18 protein-coding genes are annotated in these 15,700 nt (G+C 65.9%); 5 read left to right on the top strand and 13 right to left on the bottom strand.

Annotated features, from left to right (window positions below; genetic code table 11):
- Positions 1-3: 3 nt before the first annotated feature.
- Positions 4-537, bottom strand: a complete 534-nt coding sequence (locus C3B78_RS16150; RefSeq protein ID WP_234005617.1) for a TlpA family protein disulfide reductase — start codon at positions 535-537, stop codon at positions 4-6.
- A gap of 107 nt (positions 538-644) precedes the next feature.
- Positions 645-1,325 carry a histidine phosphatase family protein gene (locus C3B78_RS16155; protein ID WP_104998957.1) on the bottom strand — a complete coding sequence of 227 codons (681 nt, stop codon included), beginning with the start codon at positions 1,323-1,325 and terminating at the stop codon, positions 645-647.
- A gap of 212 nt (positions 1,326-1,537) precedes the next feature.
- On the opposite strand from C3B78_RS16155, the gene C3B78_RS16160 reads away from it, so the two are divergent.
- The 3 genes from C3B78_RS16160 (at position 1,538) to C3B78_RS16170 (ending at position 3,572) form a co-directional block, all read left to right on the top strand.
- On the top strand, positions 1,538-2,086 hold the full coding sequence (locus C3B78_RS16160) for a YceI family protein (protein ID WP_104998958.1): 549 nt from the start codon (positions 1,538-1,540) through the stop codon (positions 2,084-2,086).
- 126 nt (positions 2,087-2,212) lie between these two features.
- Positions 2,213-2,680 carry a hypothetical protein gene (locus C3B78_RS16165; protein ID WP_104998959.1) on the top strand — a complete coding sequence of 156 codons (468 nt, stop codon included), beginning with the start codon at positions 2,213-2,215 and terminating at the stop codon, positions 2,678-2,680.
- 109 nt (positions 2,681-2,789) lie between these two features.
- Positions 2,790-3,572 carry a hypothetical protein gene (locus tag C3B78_RS16170; RefSeq protein ID WP_104998960.1) on the top strand — a complete coding sequence of 261 codons (783 nt, stop codon included), beginning with the start codon at positions 2,790-2,792 and terminating at the stop codon, positions 3,570-3,572.
- Between the two features lie 60 nt (positions 3,573-3,632).
- Here the strand turns inward: C3B78_RS16170 and C3B78_RS16175 are convergent, their stop codons facing one another.
- Positions 3,633-4,337, bottom strand: a complete 705-nt coding sequence (locus C3B78_RS16175) for a redox-sensing transcriptional repressor Rex (RefSeq protein WP_104998961.1) — start codon at positions 4,335-4,337, stop codon at positions 3,633-3,635.
- Positions 4,338-4,441: 104 nt separating this feature from the next.
- The gene (locus tag C3B78_RS16180) at positions 4,442-4,696 is read right to left on the bottom strand and encodes a glutaredoxin family protein (RefSeq protein ID WP_104998962.1); all 255 of its coding nucleotides are present in this window, start codon (positions 4,694-4,696) and stop codon (positions 4,442-4,444) included.
- 89 nt (positions 4,697-4,785) lie between these two features.
- Between C3B78_RS16180 and C3B78_RS16185 the strand changes: the two genes are divergently transcribed.
- Entirely contained in the window at positions 4,786-5,604 is an 819-nt protein-coding gene (locus C3B78_RS16185) for an HAD family hydrolase (protein ID WP_104998963.1), read from the top strand.
- A 125-nt stretch (positions 5,605-5,729) separates the two neighbouring features.
- On the opposite strand, the gene C3B78_RS16190 is transcribed toward C3B78_RS16185, so the two are convergent.
- The 8 genes from C3B78_RS16190 to C3B78_RS16225 form a co-directional block, all read right to left on the bottom strand.
- Positions 5,730-5,828 carry a 30S ribosomal protein bS22 gene (locus C3B78_RS16190; RefSeq protein WP_003792170.1) on the bottom strand — a complete coding sequence of 33 codons (99 nt, stop codon included), beginning with the start codon at positions 5,826-5,828 and terminating at the stop codon, positions 5,730-5,732.
- Positions 5,829-5,978: 150 nt separating this feature from the next.
- A complete protein-coding gene (locus C3B78_RS16195; protein ID WP_104998964.1) occupies positions 5,979-6,191 on the bottom strand; it encodes a helix-turn-helix domain-containing protein in 213 nt (70 codons plus the stop codon).
- Between the two features lie 153 nt (positions 6,192-6,344).
- On the bottom strand, positions 6,345-7,499 hold the full coding sequence (locus C3B78_RS16200) for a 3-deoxy-7-phosphoheptulonate synthase (RefSeq protein ID WP_104998965.1): 1,155 nt from the start codon (positions 7,497-7,499) through the stop codon (positions 6,345-6,347).
- Between the two features lie 289 nt (positions 7,500-7,788).
- A complete protein-coding gene (locus C3B78_RS16205) occupies positions 7,789-8,808 on the bottom strand; it encodes an acetylxylan esterase (RefSeq protein WP_104998966.1) in 1,020 nt (339 codons plus the stop codon).
- Positions 8,809-8,854: 46 nt separating this feature from the next.
- Positions 8,855-10,360 (bottom strand): rhamnulokinase, encoded by a 1,506-nt coding sequence (locus C3B78_RS16210; protein ID WP_104998967.1) that lies wholly within the window; start codon positions 10,358-10,360, stop codon positions 8,855-8,857.
- A complete protein-coding gene (locus tag C3B78_RS16215; RefSeq protein ID WP_104998968.1) occupies positions 10,357-12,393 on the bottom strand; it encodes a bifunctional aldolase/short-chain dehydrogenase in 2,037 nt (678 codons plus the stop codon). Before C3B78_RS16215 ends, C3B78_RS16210 begins: the two co-directional genes overlap by 4 nt.
- Before the next feature lie 6 nt (positions 12,394-12,399).
- Positions 12,400-13,578: an L-rhamnose isomerase gene (gene rhaI / locus C3B78_RS16220; RefSeq protein ID WP_104998969.1), complete on the bottom strand. Its 1,179-nt coding sequence runs from the start codon at positions 13,576-13,578 to the stop codon at positions 12,400-12,402.
- An 87-nt stretch (positions 13,579-13,665) separates the two neighbouring features.
- The gene (locus C3B78_RS16225; protein ID WP_104998970.1) at positions 13,666-14,013 is read right to left on the bottom strand and encodes an L-rhamnose mutarotase; all 348 of its coding nucleotides are present in this window, start codon (positions 14,011-14,013) and stop codon (positions 13,666-13,668) included.
- Between the two features lie 150 nt (positions 14,014-14,163).
- On the opposite strand from C3B78_RS16225, the gene C3B78_RS16230 reads away from it, so the two are divergent.
- Positions 14,164-15,186: a LacI family DNA-binding transcriptional regulator gene (locus tag C3B78_RS16230; protein WP_104998971.1), complete on the top strand. Its 1,023-nt coding sequence runs from the start codon at positions 14,164-14,166 to the stop codon at positions 15,184-15,186.
- Between the two features lie 53 nt (positions 15,187-15,239).
- Here C3B78_RS16230 and C3B78_RS16235 read toward each other — a convergent pair whose 3' ends face one another.
- Entirely contained in the window at positions 15,240-15,614 is a 375-nt protein-coding gene (locus C3B78_RS16235; RefSeq protein ID WP_104998972.1) for a DUF7793 family protein, read from the bottom strand.
- Between the last annotated feature and the right edge of the window lie 86 nt (positions 15,615-15,700).

The following is a 15,700-nucleotide window of genomic DNA, read 5'->3' on the forward strand; positions in this document are numbered from 1 at the left end:
CCGCTACTCTGCCACGGCGGCGGCGACGAGGGCTTTGAGGGTGCCCTTCTGGACTTCTCCGAGGACGCGGGAGGCCACGCGGCCCTGCTTGTCCAGGACCAGGGTGGTGGGAACAGCGCCGGGCGGAACCAGGCCGGAGACGGCCAGGAGGACGCCGCCGTCCTTGTCGTCAAAGCTCGGGTAGGTCAGGTTGAAGTTCTTCTCAAAAGCCTCTGCCGTGGCCTTCTCGTCCCGGAGGTTGACGCCGAAGAATTGCACGCCCTGGTCCTTGAACTCCTGGTGGAGCTCTTCCAGGATGGGGGCTTCCACCCGGCAGGGGGCGCAGGCGGCAAACCAGAAGTTCAGGACTGTCACCTTGCCCTGGAAGTCGGCGGGCGCAACCGCGGTGCCGTTGAACAGGGTGCCGTTGACCTGGATGGCGGACTTGCGGTCTCCGGCGGCGAACTCCGTGACGGACCCGTCCCCGGCCACATAGTTCTTGTTGTCCCCCGCTTTGGCCTGCTGCGCCAAGGCATCCTCCTGCGCACAGCCGGACATTCCCAGGGTCAGGGCGGTCAGGGCGAGCCCGCCGGCAGCGAGCAGGCTGCGGCGGGAGGTGACGGGCGCAGGGAGCTGCCCGTTCCTTTTATTACTGTCGGTCACTACTAGGCTCCAGGGGTGCTTGCCGCACCCGGAAGAAGGGAAGCCGCCGGTTCGCTGTACTGCACGCGCAGGAGCGCGCCGTCGTCGTCGAACACCAGCGACGTGATGGATGTCAGCGTGCACTCACGCTTCCGGGGATCGTGCCACAGGGGCCTGCCCTCGGCGCTCAGCCGGGTGGCCCAGATGGGGAGCTGATGGCTGACCATGATCGCTTCAGGCCCGTCCGTTCCGAAGTCCCCGGCTGCCAGTTCGATGGCGCGCAGGCGTGCATCCTGCACCGCTTCCATCACCCGGGCGGCCTGGTTCTTATAGGGTTCGCCCCACGAGGGCCGCAGCGGGTTGACCAGCCGCGGCCAGTGCTTGGGCCGGCGCAGCTCCGCCTTGGTAACCCTCATGCCCTCGAAATAGTTCTCCGCCTCGATGATCCGCTCGTCCGTGTGGATTTCCAGGTGGAGGGCGTCCGACGTCGGCCGTGCAGTTTCCTGCGCACGGTCCAGCGGCGATGCCGCCAGGTAGGTGATGCGGGCACCGCCTGCAGCGCGGCGGCGGAAGTGCTCGGCGAGCATGCTCGCCATCTCCTGCCCCAGCTCGGAGAGGTGGAATTCGGGCAGCCTTCCGTACAGGACGCCGTCAGGGTTGTGGACCTCGCCGTGGCGGAGCAGATGGACAGTGGCTTGGGGCATGTTTACCAGTTTCTCAAAGATGGCGTGCGATCCGAAATCTCCTGCACGGCTTTCTACAAACAGTAGAACTGAAGTTTTTGAAGAAATGTTCCGAAGGCGGGAATGAAACATGCAAATGCATGTTTATACTGGATGCAGCAGTTAGTTGAGACTTCAACAGATGAAGCTTCAATGGCAGACCCCGACAGCACGCACACACAAGGAGCAACATCATGGCACTTCCCGCAGACGTCACCACCGGCACCTGGATCCTGGACAACTCCCACAGCGAGATCGGCTTCACCGTCCGCCACGCGGGCATCCACAAGGTCCGCGGCCAGTTCAAGGAAGCCGCAGCCACCCTGGACCTTCCCGAGGACGTGTCCGGCGCAAAGATCAACGCCACCATCAACACGGCCAGCTTCGATTCCGGTGATGCCAACCGCGACGGCCACGTCAAGGGCGAGGACTTCTTCGACGTGGAGAAGTTCCCCGAGATCTCCTTCGTCTCCAACGGCCTGGTGGCCAAGGGCAACAGCTACGAGCTGACCGGCGACCTGACCATCAAGGGCGTCACCCGCCCCGTCACCCTGGACACCGAGTTCAACGGCGTGGCCGTGGACCCGTTCGGCAACACCCGCGCCGGAGTTTCGGCTGAGACCACCATCAGCCGCAAGGACTTCGGCCTGACCTGGAACGCTGTTTTGGAGACCGGCGGCGTCCTGGTGAGCGACAAGGTCGCCATCAACCTGGAACTGGCGTTCATCGCTCCCGCAGCGTAAATCGCCTTTCCTGCCGGTACCCCGGCACTGGACTTCCGCAGTCCGGTGCCGGGGTGCCTCCTTTTAAGTTCCCCGTTAGGTTCCCCGCTCCCCTCCCCCTCGCCGGAGGGGTTTACAGTGAGGGCCATGAGCAACTCTCCCAGCGCGCCCCGGACCGGTTTCACCCGGATGTTCGCGGTGGCGGGCCTTCCCACCGGACTCAAGGTCTCGTTCTGGATTTGGTTCATGGGCGGCATGCTGGGCTTGCTGGGAGGAATCCTCGGCATGCTCGCGTCCCTGGTGCTCTTTGTTGCTGCGCCGGGAGCCGCGACCCTGGTGCTGCTGCTCATGGTGCTGGCGGCCGGCGTGGGGGCAGCCCAGATCGTGTTCGCCCTCGCCATGAAAGAGGGGAAGCGCCGGGCACGGCTGGGCCTGACGGCCCTCACCGGCATTACCCTGGTCCTGGCCGTTGCCAACGGGGCCATGGGCGTGGGCCAGGCGGGCAACTGGGCTGCCTCCCTCATCAGCCTGGCCGCTACGGTCCTTCTCTGGCTGCCCCGTTCCCAGGCCTTCTTTGCCGCAGCAGGACGGCGCGGGAATACCTCTTCCGAATGACCCACAAGCCGTCCGCCCGGGGGTACGGTGGACTTAAGCCATGCTGGGGGTAGGGCACAGGTCTATTCCCTGCAGCCTCCCTGGAACCCGACATGCAAAAGGAACGCTCATGAGTACTCCCCCTGTCCCGCCTCCCGTTCCGAACGATCCCGAGTCCGGGCCTGGCACGCAGGGTCCGCGCTACGGCCAGAACGCCCCGCAGTCCGGCGCACCCCAGTACGGACAGAACGCACCCCAGTCCGGCGCACCCCAGTACGGACAGAACGCACCCCAGTACGGCCAGCAGTCCGGCGTACCCCAGTACGGGCAGAACCCGCCGCAGTACGGACAGAACCCGCCGGGGGCTCCGGGCTACGGGCAGCAGCCGTTTGGGCAGTCGCCCTACGCGCAGTACCCGTCGGAGCAGCCGCAGCCGTCCGGAAGCACGGGCGTTCCCCAGCTGGTCAACATTTCGTTCTGGCTGCTGATCGCCTCGGCCGCCATTTTCGTTGTCTCGGCGCTTGCCGGCCTCGCCACGCTGGATGATCCCCGGTTCCGCGATGTCTTCGACAGCCAGGTCCAGGGCACCGGCGCGGGGGTCACGTACGAGGATATGAAGGGCGTCATCGCCGGCACCCTGGTGGTTTTCACCATCATCGGCCTGGCACTGTACCTGCTGGTGGCATTCTTTGTCCGCAAGGGCAAGAACTGGGCACGCGTCCTGGGCACCGTCTTTGCGGCACTTTCCGTCCTCGGCCTCTTCGGCCCTCCCAGTTTCGCAACCATCGGCACGCTGTTGGGAATCGCGGCCATTGTGCTGCTCTACCTTCCGGCGGCAGCTCCGTATTTCCGGAAGCAGCAGCCGTTTGCCAATCCGTACGGCGGCAACATGGGCAACCCCTACGGCCGGTAGTCCGGGCACAAACCACCCTGCGGGCGTGGGTCCCCGAAGCAGCCAGAACCGCGAAGGAAGCTAGGCGGTCTGCCCCGGGGCCTGCGCCCGCTGTGCGTGGTAGGCCAGGATCTGCAGCTCCGTTGCCATGTCTACTTTGCGGAGGTTGACCCCCTCCGGCACCTGGAGCATCACGGGCGCGAAACTCAGGATACTGCGGACGCCGGCCGCCACCACCCGGTCGCAAACGTCCTGGGCCACGGCGGCCGGCAGGGCCAGCACCACCATGTTGGCCCCGGTCCGGTGCAACACGGTTTCCAGGTCCGCCACATCGCTGACCCGCAGCCAGCCCACTTCGTTGCCCACCACCATCTGGTCCGCGTCAAAAATGGCAACTACGTCGAAGCCGCGGGATTCAAAGCCGCCGTACCGGGCCAGGGCCTTGCCCAGGTTGCCGGCACCCACGATCGCCACTTTCCAGTCGTGCGTAAGTCCCAGGGCGGCGGCGATGTGCCGGCTAAGGTACTGCACCTCGTAGCCCACACCGCGGGTTCCATACGAACCAACGTGGGAGAGGTCCTTGCGCAGGGTTGCGGAGCTGACGCCGGAAGCCTCGGCGAGGGATTCTGAGGAGACCCGCTCCACCCCCTCGGCGAGCAGGGTGTTGAGGGCGCGCAGGTAGAGGGTCAGCCGCGCCACCGCAGCCGGCGGAATCTGCTTGGCTGCCGTGCCCGTGGCTCCCGGCAGGTCCGGAACAGCCTGGGGAGTTGAATCCAGCGAAGCCACCAGCTCCTCCCTCGCATTGCGTTGTGACTCCACTCTAGAGCCCCATCAGCATTGCCAACAAAGCAGGTGACGCCGGTGCCCGCGCCATCACAGGAGCTGCTCCCCTACTGCGCCATTGCCTGCCGGAGCACGCGTTCAAGGCGGGCTTCGTCAATCTTCCAGAAATCGCGCTGCACGCCATCCACCAGCACCACGGGGATTTCCTCCGCGTAGCGCTCACGTAGTTCCGGCTGGTGGTCCACCAACTCCTCGTTCCACTCAAGTCCCAGGGAGGCCGTAACCCGCCCGACGGCGTCGCGCGCGTCTTCGCAAAGGTGGCAGTCTTCTTTGGTGATGAGGAGGACGCGGGGTGTGGCCATGCCTTAACGGTATCCCCGTTGCCCGGGCGCGGCGACGTCCAGCGCTGGAGCGCAGTGGAATCAACAGTGGATTGACTAGACTCGAGTCCATGCCCGAGGAGAAGTACGTCGCCGTAGTCACCAAGCCGGTTGCTGCGCCGCAGCCTGGCGAGGCGGCGTTCTTCGATGTGGACAACACCCTGATGCGCGGCGCCAGCCTTTTCCACGTTGCACGGAAGATGCACCAGCGCGGCGCCTTCACCATGACCCAGGCAGCCGGCTTTGCCTGGAAGCAGTTCAAGTTCGTGGCCCGCGGCGAGAACATCGACGATGTCCATGCGGTGCGCGACTCCGCGTTGACCCTGGCCGCGGGGATCACGGTCGACGACGTGAAAGCCTTGGGCGAAGAGGTCTACGACGAGATGATCGCCTCGAGGATCTGGCCCGGCGCCAAAGCCTTGGCGGAGCAGCACCTGCGGGTTGGCCGCCGGGTGTGGCTGGTGACCGCCACGCCCATCGAAGTGGCCACCGTGATTTCCACCCGGCTGGGACTGACTGGAGCCTTGGGAACGGTGGGCGAAATACATGACGGCATGTATACGGGCCGGCTGGTGGGGGACATCCTGCACGGCTCCGCCAAGGCCGTTGCCGTCCGGGCCATGGCCGACGCCGAAGAGCTGGACCTGATGCGCTGCTGGGCCTACAGCGACTCCTACAACGACATCCCCCTGCTGACCCTGGTGGGGCACCCCGTGGCCATCAACCCGGATGCCCGCCTGCGCCGGCACGCCCGGGACAACAACTGGCCCGTCTACGACTTCCGTGCAGGCCGCCGGGCAGCCACGCTCGGGCTCAAGGCAGCAACGGCCTGCGGTGCCGTCTACGGACTCTGGAAGGGGTTCGCCCGCATCCGGGGCCCCCGCATCTAGGTAGCAGCAAGTGTCGTTTTGAGCCCCCATACCGACACCTAGCGCTACCTAGTTTGGGCAGGCAGCAACAGAAAAGCCCGCCACCTCGGAAGGCGGCGGGCTTTTCCACGCAGTTCGAAGTATTGCTACTTCTTGTTGCGGCGCTGGTGACGGGTCTTGCGAAGCAGCTTGCGGTGCTTCTTCTTGGCCATACGCTTGCGACGCTTCTTAATAACTGAACCCACGAAAGTTCCTCACAAACTAGATGCAGTACCTGTCTGATGGAAAAGGTTCGTGGACAGAGCTACGAACTGAACAACTGACAGATTCTTACAATGACGTAAAACGTTCCTTAACAGGGTACCGCTTCCGGGAGGCGGCTAAGGACAAACTGGTCAGGCGGTCTCGGTGTGGCCGTCCACCACAGCACCTTTGAGGTACTGCTCCACCGCCTGTTCCGGGACGCGGTAGGAGCGTCCAAAGCGCACTGCGGGCATTTCGCCGGAGTGGACCAGCCGGTACACGGTCATCTTGGACACCCGCATAACCTGGGCGACTTCAGCCACGGTGAGGAACTTCGCGTTTGAGAAGTTCTGTTCTGGCGACATTTCCCATATTCCTTTGCTGACGGATGGACAACAGTGACCCCATGTTCATGCCAATGCGGTGTTCCGATGCTGAGCCATCCACCAACCACCTACCAGATACTCTAGATGTTCCTGTGGCAGAAGTGAAAGTAGTACGGTCCCCTATTTCGTCCCCTATTTAGTGGGAGCCGACTTCCTCCGCTTGCGGGCGGAGGCGGCCAGCTGGTCCAGGACAGAGACCGAAACATCCCACTCCATGCAGGCGTCCGTGACGCTCTGCCCGTACACCAGCTCCGGGCGTCCCGCGGCGTGGTCTGCAACATCAAGGTTCTGCGCGCCGCCCACCAGGAAGCTTTCCAGCATGACGCCGGCAATAGCCTGGGCCGCAGTGCCGCCGTCTTCCAGCTGGGCACCGATCTCCAGGGCCACTTCGGCCTGGCGGTGGTGGCTCTTGCCGCTGTTGGCGTGGCTGGCGTCGACGATGAGGCGGGGGTTCAGCTGCTTGCCTGCCAGCTTTGCCGAGGCTGCCTCGACGTCGGCGGCAGAGTAGTTCGGTCCCTTGCGTCCGCCGCGGAGGATGACATGGGCGTCAGGGTTTCCGGCCGTGGACACCAGCGCGGCCCGGCCTTCGCCGTCAATGCCGAGGAAAGCCTGGGCCGCCGCCGCAGCACCGCAGGCGTCAATGGCTACCTGGAGGTCGCCGTCGGTCCCGTTCTTGAAGCCGATGGGCATGGACAGGCCCGAGGCAAGCTGCCGATGGATCTGGCTTTCGGTGGTGCGGGCTCCGATGGCGCCCCAGGAAATCAAATCCGCCATGTACTGCGGGCTGATCGGCTCCAGGAATTCCGTGGCCGTGGGCAGCCCCAGCGCGGTGACCTGCTGCAGGAAGCGCCGCGCGGTCCGCAGGCCGGTGACCATGTCGTGGCTGCCGTCCAGCCGGGGATCGTTGATCAGGCCCTTCCAGCCCACCGTGGTGCGGGGCTTCTCGAAGTAGGTCCGCATGACGATGAGCAGGTCTTCCCGGTGCTTCTCGGCCTGGCTGACCAGCCGCCGCGCGTACTCCAGTCCCGCCTTCGGATCATGGATGGAGCAGGGTCCCACGATCACCAGCAGGCGGTCGTCCACGCCGTCCATGATGGCGCGGACTTCGTCGCGTCCGCGTTCGACGACGTCCGCCGCCCGGGCGTCCAGCGGCAGTTCCGCGATGACTTCCTGGGGCGTCGGCAGCGCGGTGAATTCGCTGACACGCAGGTTGGACGTCGATTTTGCGGCTTCGGCGCCGGCGGCGGCCTGGGCTGTGGCGGATGCTTCTGCTGTTGCGGTGCTCATGTTCGGGTCCTGTTCCAGATGGGAAGCGGGCCCGGATCAGAACCCGCCGGAGAAACGGCGAAGGGCAGAGAATAATCTCTGCCCTGTTGGCTCTGAAGGAAAGTTGGATGCGTGTCAGTTAGACGCGGGCCCCTCCAGAGCCAACGAAAAATACGCATACCAACGGTTAGTCATGCCATGAACCATAGCCGCGCTTCGGGACGCACACCAAATCCCGGCCATCTGGGTAGCGCTATGTGTCGTTTTGAGCATTCAGAACGACACTTGGCGCGACCTGGTTGGGCCGGGGTCAGCCCAGGAGCTTGCGGAGGAACTGCAACTGCCTTATCCAGTGGTGTTCCTGGCCGCCCTCGTGGTTGTTGAACCTGTACACCTCAATCTCTTTCGGAGCACCGGTGTTCGGCCCGCCGGGCGTCCCGGACCCGTACGCATTGAAACTGGCAAAGACGGTGGACGGCGGGCAAATGTCATCCATCTGCGCCGCCGAGTACAGCGCCGGCGCGGTTGCCCAGCGTGCCAGGTTGACGCCGTCGAAATAGCGGAGCACAGCGAGGGCGGCGTCGTACCGGTCCCGGTGCCGGGCCAGGAACTGCGCTATTTCGGGATAGGGCCCGCGCGGGGTGATGTCGATGGCCCGGGGGAAGTCCTGCAGGAAGGGGACGTCCGGCAGGACGGCGATGACGCCGTCGAGCCTTCCGGCCACCAGGCCGGCGACGGCCACAACGATGCCGCCGCCCTGGCTGACGCCCGCCAGCACCACGCGGGACGGGTCGACGGCGGGGTGGGACCGGGCAGCTTCCACGGCCCGGAAGGCGTCCGCGTAGACCCGGCGGTAGTAATAGCCCTCCCGGTTGGCGATGCCGCGGGTCATAAGGCCGGCATGGGCCACGTCCCCGGCGGAGGGGTGCGGGTCCGGCGTCTCCCCGAGGGTGCCGCCGTAGCCCTGCCCCCGGGTGTCCATGATGAAGTGCGCATACCCGGCCTGCGCCCACCGGGTGTCCTGGTTGACCAGCCCGCGCCCGCCGGAATATCCCACGTACTGGACCACCACCGGCAGCACCGCATCAGGCTCCCGGTGCGCTGGGAGGTGCAGCCACCCCTTGACCGGAGCGCCGCCGTAGCCGGCGAAGGTCACGTCGAAGGTGTCGATGACGGAAAGGTAGTTCTCCACGGGTTCAAAGCTGGCGTCCAGTGGGAACGCCCGGGCTTCCGCGATGGTTGCGTCCCAGAATTCGCGCAGGTCCTCCGGCGGCGTCACGTCCGAGGTGTAGGTACGGAGCTGGGCGAGCGGGAGATCGAAGAGCGGCATGGTTATCGAATCCTGTCTTGTATTGACGTGTCGCAGAGCGGTCAGGCTACAGCCGCGAGAGTTCCGGCGCGAACACCTGCAGGTCATGGCCCTGCACCACCAGGGCACGGAGCTCAGCCAGCCCGCCGCAGACGGCACCGGCCGCCCGTGCCTGCACCAGGACGTTGCCCAGTGCGGTGGCTTCCACGGGTCCTGCCACTACTTTCCTGCCCGTGGCGTCTGCCGTGAGCTGGCACAGCAGCCTGTTCTGGGAGCCGCCGCCCACTACGTGCACCACGTCGACGGCCCTGTCCGCGAGGCGTTCGGCGTCGTGGATGGTGCGGGCATAGCCGGCGGCGAGGCTGTCCATGATGCACCGCGTGATGGCCGCGGGATCGTTGGGCAGCGCGTCTCCGGTGCGGCGAACGGCGGCCCGGATGCGTTCGGGCATGTTGTCCGGGGCGATGAAGTAGGGGTCGTCCGGGTTGATCTGCGGCCCGCCGGCCGGCAGAGCGGCAGCCGAGGCCAGGAGTACGGGAAGTTCGGGCTGGTAGCCCTCCTGTTCCCAGGTCCGCTGGCATTCGCTGAGCAGCCAGAGCCCGCCCATGTTCCGGAGGTACCGGATGGTGCCGTCCACGCCGCGTTCGTTGGTGAAGTTTGCCGCGCGGCCGGCTTCGGTGAGGACGGGGTGTTTCAGTTCCAGCCCCACCAGGGACCAGGTTCCCGAGGAGATGTACGCGAAGTTCTCCTCGCCGTCATCCGCTTGCGCGGGGACGGCGGCGACGGCGGACGCGGTGTCGTGCGAGCCGACCGCCACCACGCGGGTGTCCTGCGGCAGTCCCACCCGGGCGGCGATCTCCGGCAGCAGGGTGCCTATCGTTTCACCGGGCTGGATCAGCGGCGGGAACAGGTCCTTCCGCAGTCCCAGGGCGGTGAAGAACTCGGTGGCCCACTCCCCCGCCACGGCGTCGAACAGGCCGGTGGTGGAGGCGTTGGTCGCCTCGGTCCGCCGCTGCCCGGTGAGCAGGAACGCGATGAGGTCCGGGATCAGGAGTGCCTGCAGACCGTCCAGGTTCTTTTCGCTGGCCAGCTGGTAGATCGTGTTGAACTGCAGGAACTGCAGCCCCGTGGTGGAGTAGAGGCGGGCGGGGTCCAGTTTCCGGTGCACGGGTTCGACGGCGGCGCGGCTGCGGTCATCGCGGTAGCTGAACGGCGGGGCCGTCAGCTCGCCCGCGGCGTTGACCAGTCCGTAGTCCACGGCCCAGGTGTCGATGCCGATGCCGGCGATCCGCTCACCCTGCACGGCAGCGACGGTGCCCGCCGCCGTCAGGCCCTTCAGCACCTCCGCGAAGAGGGCGTCGAAGTCCCAGCGGAGGCCGCCGTCGATCTCCACCACCCCGTTGGGGAAGCGGTGGACCACCTCCAGCTCCACGCCGCGTCCTGCGACCCTGCCCAGGATGACCCGGCCGGAGGAAGCGCCAATATCGACGGCGGCGAAGACACTGGAGGTTGTACCGGCGGAATCCGCCCCGGCCGGAGCCGGAGCGGATCCGCTGTGGGGTGCAGTGTTCATCGGAGGAAGGCTGCGGCTACTCCGGCGTCCACGGGGATGTGGAGTCCGGTGGTGTGGGACAGTTCGCTGCTGGTCAGGACCGCGGCGGCGTTGGCCACGTGTTCGGGCAGGACTTCGCGTTTGAGCAGGGTGCGCTGGGCGTAGTACTTGCCCAGTTCCTGCTCGTCCACGCCGTAGACCGCGGCGCGTTTGGCACCCCAGCCGCCGGCGAAGATCCCGGAGCCGCGGACCACGCCGTCGGGGTTGATGCCGTTGACGCGGATGCCGTGCTCGCCCAGTTCGGCCGCGAGGAGCCGGACCTGGTGGGCCTGGTCCGCCTTGGTGGCGGAGTAGGCGATGTTGTTCGGGCCGGCGAACACGGAGTTTTTGGAGGAGATGTAGATGATGTCCCCGCCCAGGCCCTGGGCGATCATGACCTTTGCGGCGGCCTTGGCCACCAGGAAGGAGCCCTTGGCCATCACGTTGTGCTGCAGGTCCCAGTCCTTCTCGGTGGTTTCCAGCAGCGGCTTGGAGATCGACAGGCCGGCGTTGTTGACCACCAGGTCCACCCCGCCGAACGCCAGCACCGCGGCGTCAATGGCTGCGGCGACCTGCGCCTCGTCCGTGACGTCGGCCTGGACACCGATGGCGACGTCGGGCCCGCCGAGCTCCTCGGCGACGGCCTGGGCGTTCTCGAGGTTCAGGTCCGCGATGACCACGCAGGCGCCTTCCGCGGCGAGGCGGGTGGCGATCGCCTTGCCGATCCCCGAGGCCGCGCCGGTGACCAGGGCGATGCGCGTGGCGTGGGACTTGGGCTTGGGCATCCGGGCGAGCTTGGCTTCCTCCAGCGCCCAGTACTCGATCCGGAACTTCTCGGATTCCTCGATCGGGGCGTAGGTGGAGACCGCCTCGGCGCCGCGCATCACGTTGATCGCGTTGAGATAGAACTCGCCGGCGACGCGGGCGGTCTGCTTGTCCGCCCCGTAGGAGAACATGCCCACGCCCGGGACCAGGACGATGGCCGGGTCCGCGCCGCGCAGCGCGGGGGACTCCGGGGTCGCGTGACGGTCGTAGTAGGCCTGGTAATCCGTCCGGTATTCCGCGTGGAGTTCCTTGAGCCGGGCAATGGAGTCCTCGATGGACGCCTCGGCGGGCAGGTCCAGGACCAGCGGCTTGACCTTCGTGCGCAGGAAGTGGTCCGGGCAGGACGTGCCCAACGCACCCAGGCGCGGGTGCTCTGCAGCTGCCAGGAAGTCCAGGACGACGGCGTCATCACTGAAGTGCCCCAGGACCGGCTTGTCCGTGGAGGCCAGGCCACGGATCACCGGCGCCAGCGCGGCGGCCCTCGCGCGCCGCTCCGCCTCCGGCAGCGCGCCATAGCCGGGCAGTTTGGGCCCGAACGGTTCGGCCTTGCCGTTGTCCCGGATGTACTTCTCGGCCTGTTCGATGATCCAGAGCGAGTTGGTCTCGGCTTCTTCGGAGGTGGCGCCCCAGGCGGTGATGCCGTGCCCGCCCAGGATCGTTCCGATGGCCTGCGGGTTGGCGTCCTTGATCGCCGCGATGTCCAGGCCCAGCTGGAACCCGGGCCGGCGCCAGGGCACCCACACCACTTTGTTGCCGAAGATCTTGGTGGTCAGGGCCTCGCCGTCCACCGCGGTTGCAATGGCGATCCCGGAATCCGGGTGCAGGTGGTCCACATGCGCCGCGTCCACCAGGCCGTGCATCGCGGTGTCGATCGAGGGAGCGGCGCCGCCCTTGCCATGCAGGCAGTAATCGAACGCGGCCACCATCTCGTCTTCGCGCTCAACACCCGGGTAGACGTTCTTCAACGCGTTCAGCCGGTCCAGCCGCAGCACCGAAAGGTTCTCCGCCTTCAACGTCCCCAGGTCCCCGCCCGAACCCTTCACCCACAACAACCGGACATCCTCGCCCGTCACCGGGTCCTTCTCCGTGCCCTTCGCGGACGTGTTACCCCCGGCAAAATTCGTGTTCCGCTTATCCGCGCCCAGGCGGTTCGAACGGGAAATCAGCTCTTCAACAGTCTTGTTCGTCATAACTAATCAGGCGCCCCATCCGGCTTGCTGGCCGCCCACGCGGTCCTCGTTGATCTTCTTCTGGTAACCGCTGGCCTTGAACGCGGCCAGCGGGTCCGCGGGCAGGCCGCGGGATTCACGCCATTCGGCCAGGACGGGCCGGACGTCGGTGTAGAAGGCATCGTTGAAGATGCCGTTGGCCGCGAGCACGTCACCGGCGCGCTGTGCCTCGGCCAGCGCCGCCGTATCCACGAGCAGGGCACGGGCGGTCATTTCCTGCACATTCAGGACCGAGCGGATCTGGCCCGGGATCTTCTCCTCCAGGTTGTGGCACTGGTCCAGCATCAACGCGACGCCGGACTCTTTTCCTGACGATTTGCCGAACCCGCCGCCGCGGATCACCTCATGCATGATCCGGAACAGCTGGAACGGATCCGCCGCGCCCACAATCAGGTCATCATCCGCGTAGAAGCGGGAGTTGAAATCGAACGAGCCAAGCTTGCCCAGCCGCAGCAGCTGCATCACGATGAACTCGATATTGGTGCCCGGGGCGTGGTGGCCGGTGTCCAGGCAGACGAACGCTTTCTCGCCCAGCGCCAGGGTCTGGGCGTAGGAGGTGCCCCAGTCCGGAACATCGGTGTGATAGAAAGCCGGCTCGAAGAACTTGTACTCCAGCACCAGCCGCTGCCCGTCCCCCAGGGCCGCGTAGATCTCCTGCAGCGACTCGGCCAGGCGGTCCTGGCGGCCGCGCATGTCATCCTGGCCCGGGTAGTTGGTGCCGTCCGCCAGCCAGACCTTCAGGTCCTTGGAACCCGTGGCGTGCATGATCTCAATGCAGTCCAGGTGATGGTCAATGGCCCGGCGGCGCACGGACTCATTGGACGAGGTCAGCGAACCGAACTTGTACTCGTCATCCTGGAACGTGTTGGAGTTGATGGTGCCCAGGCCAACGCCCAGGCCGGCCGCGTACTCCTTCAACGCCGAGTAGTCATCCACCCTGTCCCACGGGATGTGCAGCGCCACCGTGGGCGCCAGGCCGGTCAGTTCATGGACCTTCGCGGCGTCCGCCAGCTTCTCCTGCACAGTGCGCGGGGTGCCAGGCGTGCCGAACACCCTGAATCGCGTACCCGAATTTCCATAAGCCCACGAAGGGACCTCAATGGCAAGCTCCCCGAGCCTGCCCAGCGCCGTTGCTACGTCATTCATGATGGTTCTTTCCGGTGTCTTGTGATGCTGTTGGTCTGCTGGATGCTGCCCCGCTGCTGGAGCCTGTTGTTTGCCGGCCCGCCGGCTTTAGGAGGTGGAGGCCTGTGCCGCCGCAAGCTGGCTGTCAAGGTTGAAGACTTCCTCCAGGACCTGGAACCCTTCGTCGGGAGCCTGGCCTGGGTTTTCAAAAAGCGTGCCCATTTCCGCCTGCCACCGGGCGTTGACCTCGGTGAGTGCCATGCGGGCGCGGACGGCATCGAAATCGTCGCATTCCACGTAGCCAACCAGGAGCCCGTCCTCGGCCAGGAACAGGGAGTAGTTGTTCCAGCCGGCGTCCTTGAGTGCCCGCAGCATCTCCGGCCACACGGCGGCATGCCGCCGGCGGTATTCGCCAATCAGCGCTGGCTGGACCGATGAGCGGAAACACACCCTCATGCCGGACTCTCCTAAACTCGCGGAAACTTTGAATCGTTTCATTGTTACGATTCAAAGTACTCTTGAACAGGAGTAGGTGTCAAGCATTCCGGCAAGCGGTCCGTACAGCGGCCCGAACGCGTGGCACATCACACAGCAGCACGGAGAATCATGAACCGCTCAGCCAGTATCAAGGACGTCGCCAACCATGCCAGCGTGGCGGTGGGCACGGTCTCAAATGTGCTGAATTATCCTGACAGGGTCTCGCAGCGGACCAGGGACCGGGTGCTCAAGGCGATCGATGAGCTGGGTTTCGTCCGTAACGACGCCGCCCGCCAATTGCGCGCCGGCCACAGCCGCACCATCGGCCTGATCGTCCTGGACGTGGGCAACCCGTTCTTCACCTCCGTGGTGCGCGCGGCCGAGGACGCCGCTGCCCTCCACGGCAGTGCGGTGCTCCTTGGGGACAGCGGCCACGACGCCGGCCGGGAAGCCAACTACATCGATCTGTTCCAGGAACAGCGCGTCCAGGGGCTGCTGATCTCCCCGGTGGGTGATGTGACGGAGCGCCTTGACGTCCTCCGCGAGCGCGGCGTACCCACTGTGCTGGTGGACCGGCTGGCTGACGAGGGTAAGTTCAGCTCCGTAGCAGTGGACGACGACGCCGGCGGGTACCTGGCTGCGCGGCACCTGCTGGACACCGGCCGCCGTCGGCTGGCCTTTGTGGGTGGCCCCACCTCCATCCGGCAGGTCGCGGACCGCCTGCAGGGCGCGCAGCGTGCCATCATCGAAGAACCCGGTGCCACGCTGGAGGTCCTGGCATCGGACGCGATGACGGTCCTGGCCGGGCGAAGCGTGGGAAACGCGCTGGTGGAGCGGGGCCGGGAAGAACTCCCGGACGGCATCTTCTGCGCCAACGACCTCTTGGCGCTGGGGGTCATGCAGTCCCTGACCATGACCCACACGTTCCGCATCCCCGAGGACGTTGCGCTGATTGGCTATGACGACATTGACTTCGCCGTCTCGGCCGTGGTTCCGCTGTCCTCCATCCGGCAGCCCACGGAGGCGCTGGGGCGCACCGCGATCGAACTCCTCGCCGAAGAGGTGGAGTCCCAGAACCCCACGCACCGTTCAGTGGTCTTCACGCCTGAGCTGGTGGTCCGGCAGAGCACGGGGACTTCCGCAGGCGGCTGATGCGGCACTGTCCGGTTAAGTGGGCAGTGTCCGGTTAAGTAGGCAGCCTCCGGTTAGCTGCCTTCCTGCAGCCAGCTCATGGACTCTGTCCGGGAGGTGAAAAACCGGGTGGGGCAGGGCGGGATGTGGACGCCCAGGAAGAAGTTTGCGATGATCCGGTCTACTGGGCTTGCTCCCAGGAGCGCAATCCGGTTGGCAGCACAGGGGATGGAGAAGACCGCTCGGGCCGCCCTGGTGACGTCCTCGGTGGTGGCCATGTCCACCAGCATCGGGTAAGTGCTGTCGCCCGCTATCCGGTTAACGGCGGCCATGGCCGCCCGGGCGTCCTGCAGTTCTATCCGGACCTTTGGTTCCCAGATCAGGTGGATGATGCCGTCGGAGCGGAGCTCCACCGTCCCCTTGCCGCCCTCGACAATTACAGGCTCCATAACCTGCCTCCCTCCCTAGGCGCGCTCCTGTTTCCTCCCTATCTTGCCGTATGCCTCCGAAGCCATCCCCGCTTCTTGCAACAATG

Source organism: Arthrobacter sp. PGP41 (genome assembly GCF_002953935.1).
GTDB lineage: Bacteria > Actinomycetota > Actinomycetes > Actinomycetales > Micrococcaceae > Arthrobacter.

Bases quoted from the DNA above. Each gene is read 5' to 3' on its own strand.
- C3B78_RS16180 (WP_104998962.1), bottom strand. From the start codon at position 4,696: ATGGCCACACCCCGCGTCCTCCTCATCACCAAAGAAGACTGCCACCTT.
- C3B78_RS16205 (WP_104998966.1), bottom strand. From the start codon at position 8,808: ATGCCGCTCTTCGATCTCCCGCTCGCCCAGCTCCGTACCTACACCTCG.
- C3B78_RS16235 (WP_104998972.1), bottom strand. From the start codon at position 15,614: ATGGAGCCTGTAATTGTCGAGGGCGGCAAGGGGACGGTGGAGCTCCGC.
- C3B78_RS16165 (WP_104998959.1), top strand. From the start codon at position 2,213: ATGAGCAACTCTCCCAGCGCGCCCCGGACCGGTTTCACCCGGATGTTC.
- C3B78_RS16215 (WP_104998968.1), bottom strand. From the start codon at position 12,393: ATGACGAACAAGACTGTTGAAGAGCTGATTTCCCGTTCGAACCGCCTG.
- C3B78_RS16160 (WP_104998958.1), top strand. From the start codon at position 1,538: ATGGCACTTCCCGCAGACGTCACCACCGGCACCTGGATCCTGGACAAC.
- C3B78_RS16200 (WP_104998965.1), bottom strand. From the start codon at position 7,499: ATGAGCACCGCAACAGCAGAAGCATCCGCCACAGCCCAGGCCGCCGCC.
- C3B78_RS16155 (WP_104998957.1), bottom strand. From the start codon at position 1,325: ATGCCCCAAGCCACTGTCCATCTGCTCCGCCACGGCGAGGTCCACAAC.
- C3B78_RS16210 (WP_104998967.1), bottom strand. From the start codon at position 10,360: ATGAACACTGCACCCCACAGCGGATCCGCTCCGGCTCCGGCCGGGGCG.
- C3B78_RS16195 (WP_104998964.1), bottom strand. From the start codon at position 6,191: ATGTCGCCAGAACAGAACTTCTCAAACGCGAAGTTCCTCACCGTGGCT.
- C3B78_RS16170 (WP_104998960.1), top strand. From the start codon at position 2,790: ATGAGTACTCCCCCTGTCCCGCCTCCCGTTCCGAACGATCCCGAGTCC.
- C3B78_RS16185 (WP_104998963.1), top strand. From the start codon at position 4,786: ATGCCCGAGGAGAAGTACGTCGCCGTAGTCACCAAGCCGGTTGCTGCG.
- C3B78_RS16150 (WP_234005617.1), bottom strand. From the start codon at position 537: ATGTCCGGCTGTGCGCAGGAGGATGCCTTGGCGCAGCAGGCCAAAGCG.
- C3B78_RS16230 (WP_104998971.1), top strand. From the start codon at position 14,164: ATGAACCGCTCAGCCAGTATCAAGGACGTCGCCAACCATGCCAGCGTG.
- rhaI (WP_104998969.1), bottom strand. From the start codon at position 13,578: ATGAATGACGTAGCAACGGCGCTGGGCAGGCTCGGGGAGCTTGCCATT.
- C3B78_RS16225 (WP_104998970.1), bottom strand. From the start codon at position 14,013: ATGAGGGTGTGTTTCCGCTCATCGGTCCAGCCAGCGCTGATTGGCGAA.